This is a genomic window from Pantoea sp. Cy-639 (genome assembly GCF_011752525.1).
Lineage (GTDB): Bacteria > Pseudomonadota > Gammaproteobacteria > Pseudomonadales > Pseudomonadaceae > Aquipseudomonas.
In genome coordinates this window covers 17071-29709 of the sequence record NZ_VWXI01000011.1, presented here as the reverse complement: position 1 = coordinate 29709, position 12639 = coordinate 17071, and the positions used below count along the sequence as shown (strand labels likewise).

Genomic DNA, 12639 nt, shown 5'->3' with positions numbered 1-12639 from the left:
CTCCCACATAAAACTCCACCCAATAAACTTCGAGCCCAAAAACAGCACCTGACACAACCAAATAAAGGCCAAGTTTTCCGGCTGCGCGCCATATGTGTAGAAACCTTTCGTATAAAGCGTAGGTAATTTCCTATATCCCGGTTTTGAGCTATTCCCCCTCTGAACAGCACCTTTCAACTGAGCTAATGTGCGGGCTGCTTTCGCCACCGTGCATGGAATGTTGAATATGAACTCAGTATTTATCGTCGACGATCATCCGATCATTCGCCTGGCCATCCGCATGCTGCTGGAAAACCAGAGCTACACGATCGCCGGCGAGTCGGACAATGGCGTGGACGCCATGCAGATGATTCGCGAAACCCGCCCGGACCTGGTCATCCTCGATATCAGCATCCCCAAGCTCGACGGGCTGGAAATGCTGTCGCGCTTCCAGGCCATGGCCCTGCCCTTGAAGGTGCTGGTACTGACCGCCCAATCACCGGCGCTGTTCGCCGTGCGCTGCATGCATTCCGGTGCCGCCGGCTATGTCTGCAAACAGGAAGATCTCAGCGAGTTGCTGAGCGCGATCAAGGCGGTGCTGTCCGGCTACAACTATTTCCCCAGCCAGGCACTCAACCCCGCCCAGGCCAGTTGCAGCCACGAGCTTGAGCTTTTTCGCCAAGTCAACGATCGCGAGTTGATGGTCCTGCAACTGTTTGCGCAAGGACGCAGCAACAAAGAGATCGCCAAAGGCATGTTTCTCAGCAACAAGACCGTAAGCACCTACAAGAAGCGTTTGATGCACAAACTGAAGGCCGGCACCTTGGTGGAGCTGATCGAAGTCGCCAAGCGCAACGCGCTGGTCTGAGGTCGCAATGTGGAGGTACATCGCCATCTCGCTGTTGTGCATCAGCCTTGGCGCCCCACTGCACAGTGCCTGCGTGAGCGCCGACGAGGGTGATACCTATACCCTGCTCAGCCGCGCCACATCGACAGCGGTCTACCCTGCCCCCAAGCCTGCGCAGCAGGCATGGCTGAAGACCCGCCGCGAGCTGGTGCTGGGTACCTCCGCGCCAGACTACCCGCCTTTCGATATCACCCGCGGTGGCCGGGAGTACCAGGGGCTGACTGCAGACTACGCGGGCCTGATCGGCAAGGCCCTGGGCCTGCCGGTACGCGTGCAGCGCTTTCCCAGTCGCCCGGCGGCGGTCGCAGCGTTGAAGAATGGCCGCATCGATCTGCTGGGCAGTGCCAATGGCTACGAAGCGGCCATCGAGGAACTGGCGTTATCACGTCCCTATGCCGTCGACCAGCCGGTGCTGGTGACGCGCGAGGACGAAACGCGCGCCCTCGACACCGGCCTGCCCGGAATGCGCCTGAGCATGCTCTATCACTACCTGCCACCCGAAGAAGTCCGGACCAGTTACCCCAAGGCCAACCTCCTGACCTTCGAGTCCTCGACCCAGGCCCTGAACGCCGTGGCCTTCGAGCAGGCCGACGTATTCATTGGCGATACCATTTCCACTCACTACCTGATCAGCCAGGGTCATTTGCCCCAGTTGCGCATGGCCAACTTCGGCAAGCACGAGGCGGTCGGGTTCAGTTTCGCCTTGCGCCAGAGCGATACGCTGCTGCTGTCGCTTGTCGACAGCGTGATCGACGCACAGCCCAATGCCACCCGCAACGACATCCTCAAGCGCTGGAGCGCTGGCAGCGGCAGCCTGCTGACCGACCGCAAGCTGCAGTTGTCCCCACGCGAAGAAACCTGGCTGCGCGAGCATCCCCAGATGCGGGTGGTGGTCAACGAGACAGCTGCCCCGCTCACTTTCTTCGACAGCAACGGGCGCCTGCGCGGTATCGTCGCCGACCTGCTGGAGCTGATCCGCCTGCGGACCGGACTGAGCTTCGCCATTCGCCGTGCCAGCGGCGATGGCGACATGATCGAGCAACTCGAGACCGGGCGTGCGGACATCATCGCCAGCCTGTCTGCCGATACCCGCCAGGGCACACCCTTGCATATCAGCAGGCCCTACCTTGAAAGCGCCTTCGTGCTGATCAGCCCTGCCGGAAACAAGCAACCCACCAGCCTCCAGCAACTCAAGGGCAAGCGCGTCGCCGTCCCTCGGGGCAGCAGTGTCGCTGCGTTGCTCGCCAGCCGTCACCCACGCGTCCACCAGGTGGCCACCGAAAGCACCTACTACTCCATGGCCCTGCTCGGTAGCGGCGCCGTGGATGCAGCCATCACCACCCTCATCGATGCCAACCACATGCTCACGACCAGCGACGACCTGGTCATCCGCAGCACAGTCGGCACGGAGCCTGCGACCTTTTCGATGGCCACCCTGGCACAGGCCACCGAGCTGGCCTCGATCCTCGACAAGGCGCTGCTCAGCATCACGCCGGAGGAGCTGGGGATCATCAACAGCCGCTGGCGTGACCATGGCACGCCCGAAGACGCCTATTGGCGCAACTATCGCGGCATCATCCTCCAGGCCATCGCGCTGACCGCCGTGCTGCTGGTGCTGGCCCTGGCCTGGAATGCCTGGCTGCGGCGCCAGATCAAGCAGCGCCGGTGTGCCGAACGAGCGCTGAACGACCAGCTCGAGTTCATGGGCGCGCTACTCAATGGCACCCCCCACCCCATGTATGTGCGCGACCGCGACGGCCATCTGAAGAGCTGCAACGAGAGTTACCTGCTGGCCGTCGGCGCCAACCTCGAGGCAGTTATCGGCAAGCGCCTGCAGGACAGTCAGTTCGGCGACAGCGACTACATCCGCCAGGTGCAGGACGACTATCGACGGGTAATGGACGAAGGCCGGCCACTGATCCTCGACCGACCACTGCGCCTGCGGGACCGCGAACTGACGATCTACCACTGGATCCTGCCCTACCGTGACTCGCTGGGCGAGATGCAAGGCATCATCGGTGGCTGGATCGACATCAGCGAACGCCGCGCACTGGTGCAGGACCTGCGCCTGGCCAAGCAGCAGGCTGACAATGCCAACCGTGCCAAGAGCACCTTCCTCGCCACCATCAGCCACGAAATCCGCACGCCGATGAACGCCCTGATCGGCATGCTCGAACTGGCCTTGCGCCGCGCCGACAGTGGCCAACTGGATCGACCGGCACTGGAGATTGCCCACCATTCGGCCAGCGACCTGCTGGGGCTGATCGGCGACATCCTCGACATTGCCCACATCGAGTCCGGACACCTGTCGCTTGCTCCGGAGCCCGTCGACCTGGCAGCCCTGATCGAGTCGGTCGGGCGCGTGTTCGATGGCCTGGCCCGACAGAAAGGCCTGACACTGGAGGTGACGATCGGCGCCCAGGCCCGCTGCCACGCCTTGCTCGACCCCCTGCGCTTCAAGCAGGTGCTGTCGAACCTGGTCAGCAATGCCATCAAGTTCACCGAACAAGGCCAGGTACATATCAGCGCCAACCTGGGCGATACCGACACGCCCGGACTACCGACCTTGGAGCTGGAAGTGCGTGACAGCGGCATCGGCATCCACGAACAGGACCTCCAGCGCCTGTTCACCCCCTTCGTGCAGGCCAACCCCTACAGCGACGGTGCACGCGCCGGCACCGGGCTGGGACTGGTCATCAGCCGCAACCTCTGCACGATGATGGGCGGCGAGCTGAGCCTGAACAGCCTGCAGGGCGTGGGCACGCGGGTCCGACTGGTGATGCCGCTGCACCGCGTCGACGCAGTCGAAGCGTCGCCCTTGTTTTCCTCCGAGCTCGAACGCCCGGACCCACGGTTACGCATCCTGGTCGTCGACGACCACCCCGCCAACCTGCTGCTGATGGCCCAGCAACTGAGCTACCTCGGGCTACGCCAGGAAAGTGCCCGCGACGGTCGCGAGGGGCTGCGCAAGTGGCGCGAGGGCTGCTTCGACATTCTCATCGTCGACTGCAACATGCCTTGCATGAACGGCTATGAGCTGGCCAGGACCGTACGTGACGAAGAGCGCCTGCATCGCAGACCACGCTGCGCAATGCTCGGCTACACCGCCAACGCGCAGCCAGAAGTACGCCAGCAATGCCTGGACGCCGGCATGGACGACTGCCTGCTCAAACCCATCGGATTAAAGGTGCTGGGTGAACGCCTGGCGGCACTTGGCCACCGATGCAAGCCCTGCAAGGGCTTCGACGAACCCGGTCATCGCTTCGATCTGGAGGGGTTGAACGCTATCGTCGGCGACAGTGCCAGTGACCGTGACCGTCTGCTGGCCGCCTTGCTGCAAAGCCTGCGCGATGACTTCACGACACTCATGGCCATCGATCCCCGGCAGGACACCGGCACCCTGACCAGACAGGCACACAAGATCCTCAGCGCAGCGCGGATGCTGGAGGCCAAGGCATTGATCCAGGCCTGCGAGGCACTGGAGGCGCAGGGATTATCGACGCTACAGCGGCAACGACACCGCCAGGTACTGGCACGGCAGATGCGCCGCGTGGAGAAGGCCCTGGCCAGGCAGTTGGAACGCCCGGCCAGGGACTGCTGAAACGGTGCCCGACCAGGCGCACCGCTTTCGGCATCAGGAAGCCGGGTTGACCGGTTTTTCCGGGTACCAGGCGTCCAGCAGCGGGCTGACTTCGATCTTGGTCAGTTCGCTGCGACCCTTGAGCCAGGCTTCAACGGCTGCACGCTGCGCTTCGGTGACCGAACCACGGGTGGCCTTGCAGACCAGGCCGAAATCATCGCCACCGACGTAGTCGAGGCCATTGGCATCCATGGCTTCGGCCAGGAAGGCGTCGAGGAAGGCATCGATGGCTTCATCGGACAGGTCTTCCTTGAAGTCCAGGTTCAGTTCGAAACCCAGCTCCTGGAATTCGTCCACGCACAGTTTCTTGCGCAGGCGACGGGAACGGTTGGTAGCCATGAAACAATCCTCTCAAGTAATTACGCGCGGCACTTTACCAGTTTCCAGGGCAAAACGGCGCTTTTCCATAGAATGAGGCCCATATTCGTGATGCTTGGGGCATAATGCGCACTATCATTTCGTCCTGGGGCCATCATCTCCTACAGCCCCGTTACCCTCTTCCCTCGCCTGAAGGGTTAGTGCCTATATGATCAAGACGCTCCGCCCCCTCCTGCTCGCCGGCCTGTGCCTGCCTCTTGCCCTGCCCGCCCTGGCCGCGGCGGTCAACACCAGCCTGCCGCCCAAAGTGCAACAGGCCCTGAAGACCAACAAGCTGCAAGATTCCGCACTGTCCCTGGTGATGCTGCCCCTGGACGGCCCAGGCACGGCAACGGTGTTCAACGCCGATGTCTCGGTGAACCCGGCCTCGACCATGAAACTGGTCACTACCTACGCCGCCCTGGAACTGCTGGGACCGACCTTCCAGTGGAAGACCGAGTTCTACACCGACGGCACCCTGAGCAACGGCGTGCTCAACGGCAATCTCTACCTCAAGGGTGGCGGCGACCCCAAGCTGAACATGGAGAAGCTCTGGCTGCTGATGCGCGACCTGCGAGCCAACGGCGTACGCACCGTGACCGGCGACCTGGTCCTGGACCGCAGCCACTTCGTGCAGCCGAACCTGCCACAGTTCGATGACGACGGCGGCGACCTCAACAAACCGTTCCTGGTAAAGCCCGACTCGCTGCTGGTCAACCTCAAGGCCCTGCGTTTCGTTGCCCGCAACGACGGCGGCAAGGTGATGGTTTCGGTGGAACCACCGATCGCTGGCATCCGCATCGACAACCAGGTCAAGGCGCTGTCCGGCAAGCAGTGCACCGGCGAAGTACGCTACAACCCCGTGGTCCAGCCCGACGGCGGTATCAGTGTCACCGTCAGTGGCCAGCTGGGGGATGGTTGCAACTCGCAGACCTACCTGTCGCTGCTGGATCATCCGACCTACGCCGCCGGCGCGGTACGCGCGATCTGGAGCGAACTGGGCGGCAGCATCCAGGGCCGCGACCGGGTCGAGGACGTGCCCAAGTCGGCACGCCTGCTGGCCCGTGCCTTCTCACCCGACCTGGTGGAAGTGATCCGCGACATCAACAAGTACAGTAACAACACCATGGCCCAGCAGCTGTTCCTCAGCATCGGCGCGCAGTTCCGCACCGACGCCGATGGCGACGACGCCCGCGCCGCCCAACGCGTGGTACGCCAGTGGCTGGCCAAGAAAGGCATCACCGCGCCGCACCTGGTGATGGAGAACGGCTCCGGCCTGTCCCGTGCGGAACGGGTCAGCACCCGCGAGATGGCGGCGCTGCTGCAGGCCGCCTGGAAGAGCCCGTATGCCGCCGAGTACATCAGCTCGATGCCGCTGGTGGGCATGGACGGCACCATGCGCAAGCGCCTCAAGCGCACGGCCATGACCGGCGAAGGGCATATCAAGACCGGCACCCTCAACACCGTGCGCGCCATCGCCGGCTTCAGCCGTGACAGCAATGGGCACACCTGGGCGGTAGCGGCGATCCTGAACGATCCCAAGCCGTGGGGAGCTTCGCAGGTTCTCGACCAGGTACTGCTGGACCTCTATCGCCAGCCCAAGGCGGTGAACGGGACAGCAGCGCTGCCTTGATCCGCACAAGGCCATAGTGATGGCCGGCAACGCCGGCCATCACGCGGTGACTCACCTCAGCGCAGGCGCAGTTGCCAGGCTCGGTGAATCCGGTTGTTGCGGGCGAAGTCCGGGTCCAGGGTCTGGGCACTGATCTCCTCCACCGCATAACGCGAGGCCAGGTTCTCGTCGAGCTGGAACTTGCGGAAGTTGTTGGAGAAGTACAGCACCCCTCCTGGCGCCAGACGCGCCATGGCCAGGTCGAGCAACTCGACGTGGTCGCGCTGGATATCGAACACACCTTCCATGCGCTTGGAGTTGGAGAACGTCGGCGGGTCGATGAAGATCAGGTCGTAACTGTCCTGGGCGCTCTGCAGCCAGGCCATCACGTCGCCCTGCTCCAGACGGTTGCGCTCGGAGAACCCATTGAGCGACAGGTTGCGCCGCGCCCAGTCCAGGTAGGTCTTCGACAAGTCGACGCTGGTGGTGCTGCGCGCGCCGCCCTTGGCTGCATGCACGGTCGCCGTGGCGGTGTAGCAGAACAGGTTGAGGAAGCGCTTGCCGGCCGCCTCACGCTGAATGCGCAGACGCATCGGACGGTGATCGAGGAACAACCCGGTGTCGAGATAATCGGTGAGGTTGACCAACAGCTTGGCGCCACCTTCGCTGACCTCCATGAACCGCCCTTCGGTGGCCTGGCGCTCGTACTGGCGCGTGCCGCTCTGGCGCTCGCGGCGCTTGAGCACCACACGCTGCGGATCGACGCCCAGGGCCTGGGGAATCGCGGTCAGGGCGTCGAGCAGACGAGCCTGGGCCTTTTCCGGATCGACCGAACGTGGCGCGGCGTACTCCTGCACATGCACCCAATCGTGGTACAGGTCGACCGCCAGGGCGTATTCGGGCATGTCGGCATCGTAGACCCGGTAGCAATCGACCTTCTCGCGACGGGCCCACTTACCCAACTGCTTGAAGTTCTTCTGCAGGCGGTTGGCGAACATCTGCGCGCCTTCGGACAAGCGTGCCGGCTCGCTGGCCAGCGGAGCCTGGCGGCGGGGCTCACCGTCAGCCACCTCAGCCTGGGCCTGGCGCCGCTCGCCAGTGACGAACTGGTCGGGCTGCACCTTGAACAGCAGCAGCTTGCACGGCAATGCGCCGTTCCAGAAAGCATATTGCTTGTGGCTGCGGATGCCCATGCGCTTGCCCAACTCCGGGGCACCGGTGAACACCGCCGCCTCCCACCCCATGCAGGCCTGACGCAGGCGCTCGCCAAGGTTCTGGTAGAGGTACAACAGACTGGCCTCGTCGCCCAGGCGCTCGCCATAGGGTGGGTTGCTGATCACCAGGCCTTTCTGGTTCTGGTCCGGGCGCGGTTCGAAACTGGCCACCTCGCCCTGGTAGATCTTCACCCAGTCACCGAGGCCGGCGCGCTCGACGTTGTTGCGACCCGGCTGGATCAGGCGCGGGTCGACCTCGTAGCCACGGATCCACAGTGGCGGCTTGGCCAGGCCTGCCTGGGCACGGGCCAGGGCCTCGTCATGGACCTTGCGCCACACCGCCGGCACGTGGCCGAGCCAGGCACTGAAGCCCCAGCGCTCACGCTTGAGGTTGGGCGCGATATCGGCGGCGATCATCGCCGCTTCCACCAGGAAGGTGCCCACGCCGCACATCGGGTCGGCCAGGGCGCCGCCCTCGGCGGCAATGCGTGGCCAGCCGGCGCGGATCAGCACCGCCGCCGCCAGGTTTTCCTTCAGCGGTGCAGCCCCCTGCTGCAGGCGGTAGCCGCGCTGGTGCAGGCTGTGACCGGAAAGGTCGAGGGACAGGATCGCCTCGCCACGGTCCAGGCGCAGGTGCACACGCACGTCCGGATCGACCTTCTCCACCGACGGGCGCAGGCCTTCGCGGTTGCGCAGCTTGTCGACGATCGCATCCTTGACCTTGAGCGCCCCGAAGTGGGTGTTGTCGATACCCGAACCATGACCGCTGAACTCCACCGCCAGGGTACCGTCGGCAGCCAGGTGGTCGGCCCAGTCGACCGCGTGCACACCGTCGTACAGGTCGTCGGCGTTCTTCATCGGGAAGCGTTTGAGCACCAGCAGCACCCGGTTGGCCAGACGCGACCAGAGGCACAGGCGGTAGGCGGTTTCCATGTCGGCATCGCCGCGGATGGCCGAGGTGTGTTCACGCACCTCGTTCAGGCCCAGTTGGCGAGCCTCTTCGGCGAGCAAGCCTTCGAGGCCCTTGGGGCAGGTGAGATAAAGTTCGAAACGGTCCGACATGTTCAATCCAGAGCCTTGGGCTAGGTAGATGGCAGCCGACGCATCGGCGGCCGCTGTTTTCCCGCACACCCTTCCTGCAGGTGCCCGGGTGGCCTCGCGAGACCTCTCGCGGGACCGGGCCGCCCGACAGATCAAGCCTTCGCCGGTGGCGGAACAGGCTTTGATCGTCGGGCAGTATGGAAATTTCCTCGACGCTCGGGGCAGATGTGACCCTTCGTCGCATTACTAAATATTTCAGTCATCAACCGACAGCACTGGCCAAATGACTTCAACACTGACTAAACCCTGATCATAGCGGGCTCAACGGCAAACAAGGTTGAGTCGCATTTATTTACTTATCCTTTCACCCTATGAAAGGTTACGTCCTTATGACAAATCGATCATTCACACTGTGACTCGCATTCGATAGAACTGACCTCAGGTCGTCTCGCAACGGGACGACACTTCCAGCCCGCCACGCCGGCAGCGGGCGCATACCGGCAGAACGATTCTGCCCGGCCTCGGAGAGGCCGACGGGACATTACAGTCAACAAGTGAGGGCAACACCCTATGAGAAGACTTAAGCGTGATCCGTTGGAAAGAGCATATTCACGTGGCTACCAATATGGAGTCACCGGCAAATCCCGCGAACTTTGCCCGTTTACCCTGCCATCCGTCCGCCAAGCCTGGATCAACGGCTGGCGCGAGGGCCGTGGCGATAACTGGGACGGCATGACCGGCACCGCTGGCATCCATAGACTCAACGAAAATCACGCCGTTGGCTGAACGAGGACACTGAATTAGAGTCACCATGCGCGCCCTATCCGGGCGGCGGGCTGCGGCCCAGGGGGTCCCTTGAGGGACCCCTTTTTTATGTTCGCCGATTACTGCCGAGGCATGGCGGCAATCGCATCCACCGCCTCGCGAATCAGCGCAGGCCCCTTGTAGATGAAGCCCGAGTAGATCTGCACCAGGCTGGCACCCGCGGCAATCTTCTCGGCCGCATGACGCCCCTCGGTAATCCCGCCGGCGGCGATGATCGGCAGTTTCCCGCCCAGCTCGCCCGCCAGGACCTTCACCGTGTGGGTGCTCTTCTCCAGTACCGGCGCCCCCGAAAGACCGCCTGCCTCGCCGCCGTGCGGCAGGCCCTCGACACCGTCACGCCCCAGCGTGGTATTGGTCGCGATCACCGCGTCCATTCCCGATTCGAGCAACGCCGCAGCGACCAATGCGGTCTCTTCGTCGCTCATGTCCGGTGCGATCTTGATCGCCAGCGGAACCCGCTTGCCATTGGTCACGGCCAGTTGCTCACGACGCTCAGCCAGGGCATCGAGCAGTTGCTTGAGCGAGTCGCCGAACTGCAGCGTACGCAGGCCTGGAGTATTGGGCGAACTGACGTTGACCGTGATATAGCTGGCGTCGTTGTAGACCTTTTCCAGGCAGATCAGGTAGTCGTCCTGGGCACGCTCGACCGGCGTGTCGAAGTTCTTGCCGATATTGATGCCCAGCACTCCGGTGTAGCGCGCGGCGCGTACCCGCGCCAGCAGGTGGTCGACACCGAGGTTGTTGAAGCCCATGCGATTGATGATCGCGGTCGCCTCTGGCAGGCGGAACAACCGTGGCTTGGGGTTACCCGGCTGTGGGCGCGGAGTGATGGTACCGATCTCGACGAAACCGAAGCCCAGCTGGGCGAAACCGTCGATCGCCGCACCATTCTTGTCCAGGCCCGCCGCCAGGCCCACCGGGTTGGCGAAGTTCAGGCCCATGACCGTCACCGGCAACGCCGCAGGCTGCTTGCACAGCAGGCCATTGAGCCCGAGACGGCCACCGGCGCCGATCAGGTCCAGCGACAGGTCGTGGGAGGTTTCCGGGGAGAGCTTGAACAGCAGCTGGCGGGCCAGGGTATACATGGGCGGGCGGACTCGCGGTGTGTGAACGGGCGATTATAGCCAGCACGCCGTCACGGCGACAGGGCCAAGGCACATGACCTGCAATGTCTGCCCCATGCGGCCCATGAACACGCCCTGCCCGAAATCATCTGCACAGCCTGCAGGCCGCGGCACGGGAGCACGAGCGTCTGGGAATTCGACTAAATCACAGGCAAAGAAAAACCCGGCCAAGGCCGGGTTTTTCATGAAGCATCAAACCAATTACTTGGCCTGGGCTTCAACCTGAGCTTCTACGCGACGGTTGATCGCGCGACCAGCTTCGGTGGCGTTGTCGGCAACCGGACGGGTTTTGCCGTAGCCAACCGAGTCAACACGGCTCGGAGCGATGCCGTACTGCTGGGTCAGGACTTGCTTGACAGCGTTGGCGCGACGCTCGGACAGCTTCTGGTTGTAAGCGTCTGGGCCGACGGAGTCAGTGTGACCTTCCACGGTGGTGGTGGTCTGTGGGTACTGCTTCATGAAGTCAGCCAGGTTCTTGATGTCGCCGTAGCTGTTTGGCTTGACGACCGACTTGTCGAAGTCGAACTTGACGTCCAGCTCAACGCGAACGACTTCGGCAACAGCCGGGCAGCCGTCGGCGTCAACGGTGACGTTGGCCGGGGTGTCAGGGCACTTGTCGACGTTGTCGCAAACGCCATCGTTGTCGCTGTCGGAGCAGACTTCGGCAACAGGAGCCGGAGCTGGGGCAACTTTGCCACCGCTGCCACCGAAGTTCATGCCCAGACCGAGGACAACAGCACCTTCGGTGTTGTTGGCGTCGATGTTGTGCTGCAGCTCAGCGCCGGCACGAGCGAAGAACATGTCGGTGATGTACCACTTAACACCAGCGCCGACGTTGGCGAAGGTGGAGTGGTCGCGGCCGCCACGGAAGGCCTGGCCTTGGCTGTCGTGAGCGAAGCCAGCCGAAACGTATGGACGCAGAGCGTCGCCAACGGTACCGAAGTGGTAGGTAGCGTCCAGGCCGGTGCGCGAGCCTTTGATGTTCTTGTTGAACACGTCGCCACGAGTGTTGTGGGTCTCGTTGTACTTCAGGTCCAGGGAGACGTCGTCGGTCAGGAAGTAACCGATGCGAGCGCCTGGGTTCTGGCCGTCACCGTCGAAGTGACGGTCTTTGTTGAACCACTGGTTGGTGTAGTTGATTTCGGTCTCGACCGCGCCTTGGCCCTGGGCCAGTGCGCCGAGCGAAGTCATGGCTACGAAAGAGCCAATGGCCAAGCCCAAGGTGTTTTTCAATTTCATCCGTTAAATCCCCATCTGGTGATAGTTAAGCGGCCCCACCAACAATCCGGCGGACAGCTCGTCGGCAAGTCTAGCAGAACTTGCCGGGTGGTTAGAGATATTTGCGCACGGCTAAGTTTCAGCCAACCCTGCGAATTTCTCCCTAAGCTTGTCGAGCGCACGTTTGTAACGCATTTTCGTGGCACTCAGACCCATGTGCATGATGTCGGCGATCTCCTGGAACTCCAGTTCCGCGACGAATCGCAGCACCAGGATCTCCCGGTCGATCGGGTTCACATGCACCAACCACTTGTCCAGCCCGCCCTTCTCTTCGGCCTTCGGAGCCTTGTCCTCGGACGCCTCTTCCATGGGGTCCAAACTCAAGGCATCCATCAACCTGCGCTTGCGACGCTCCTTGCGGTACTGGGTGATGCATTCGTTGTAGGTGATGCTGTAGAGCCAGGTCTTGAACTTCGACTTGCCCTCGAAGTTCTTCAACCCATACAGCACCTTCAACATCACCTCCTGACAGACATCGTCGGCATCCCGATCGTTCCCCAGGTAACGCGCACAGACATTGAACAGCGTGCGCTGGTAGCGCCGCATGAGCTCCTCATAGGCGCGGGTAACGTGAAACAGCTCCTCATGCGAACGCGCCACCAACTCCTCGTCGGTGAGTTCTCGGGGGTCGTAGCGCATGGGCGGCGAGTGAACTTTATTCA

8 protein-coding genes and 1 pseudogene are annotated in these 12639 nt (G+C 62.8%); 4 read left to right on the top strand and 5 right to left on the bottom strand.

The annotated features are described in order from the left end of the window. Positions 1-226 precede the first annotated feature (226 nt). Positions 227-847 (top strand): response regulator transcription factor, encoded by a 621-nt coding sequence (locus tag F3J43_RS14720; protein ID WP_166887658.1) that lies wholly within the window; start codon positions 227-229, stop codon positions 845-847. A 7-nt stretch (positions 848-854) separates the two neighbouring features. Beyond that, positions 855-4487, top strand: a complete 3633-nt coding sequence (locus tag F3J43_RS14715; protein WP_166887655.1) for an ATP-binding protein — start codon at positions 855-857, stop codon at positions 4485-4487. A gap of 33 nt (positions 4488-4520) precedes the next feature. Here the strand turns inward: F3J43_RS14715 and F3J43_RS14710 are convergent, their stop codons facing one another. After that, positions 4521-4865, bottom strand: a complete 345-nt coding sequence (locus F3J43_RS14710; RefSeq protein ID WP_166887652.1) for a YggL family protein — start codon at positions 4863-4865, stop codon at positions 4521-4523. Between the two features lie 187 nt (positions 4866-5052). On the opposite strand from F3J43_RS14710, the gene dacB reads away from it, so the two are divergent. Further along, positions 5053-6516 (top strand): D-alanyl-D-alanine carboxypeptidase/D-alanyl-D-alanine endopeptidase, encoded by a 1464-nt coding sequence (gene dacB, locus F3J43_RS14705; protein WP_166887649.1) that lies wholly within the window; start codon positions 5053-5055, stop codon positions 6514-6516. Positions 6517-6572: 56 nt separating this feature from the next. Here the strand turns inward: dacB and rlmKL are convergent, their stop codons facing one another. Continuing rightward, complete coding sequence (rlmKL, locus tag F3J43_RS14700) at positions 6573-8771, bottom strand: bifunctional 23S rRNA (guanine(2069)-N(7))-methyltransferase RlmK/23S rRNA (guanine(2445)-N(2))-methyltransferase RlmL (RefSeq protein ID WP_166887646.1); 2199 nt, start codon at positions 8769-8771, stop codon at positions 6573-6575. Positions 8772-9320: 549 nt separating this feature from the next. Here rlmKL and rmf point away from each other — a divergent pair. After that, positions 9321-9470, top strand: a pseudogene (rmf, locus tag F3J43_RS14695) (ribosome modulation factor); the annotation flags it as partial. Between the two features lie 164 nt (positions 9471-9634). On the opposite strand, the gene F3J43_RS14690 reads toward rmf, so the two are convergent. The 3 genes from F3J43_RS14690 to sigX all read right to left on the bottom strand — a co-directional run bounded on the left by F3J43_RS14690 (position 9635) and on the right by sigX (position 12616). Beyond that, on the bottom strand, positions 9635-10660 hold the full coding sequence (locus tag F3J43_RS14690; protein ID WP_166887641.1) for a quinone-dependent dihydroorotate dehydrogenase: 1026 nt from the start codon (positions 10658-10660) through the stop codon (positions 9635-9637). Positions 10661-10900: 240 nt separating this feature from the next. Then, positions 10901-11938 carry an OmpA family protein gene (locus tag F3J43_RS14685; protein ID WP_166887638.1) on the bottom strand — a complete coding sequence of 346 codons (1038 nt, stop codon included), beginning with the start codon at positions 11936-11938 and terminating at the stop codon, positions 10901-10903. A 111-nt stretch (positions 11939-12049) separates the two neighbouring features. Beyond that, positions 12050-12616: an RNA polymerase sigma factor SigX gene (gene sigX / locus F3J43_RS14680; RefSeq protein WP_166887633.1), complete on the bottom strand. Its 567-nt coding sequence runs from the start codon at positions 12614-12616 to the stop codon at positions 12050-12052. Positions 12617-12639 lie beyond the last annotated feature (23 nt).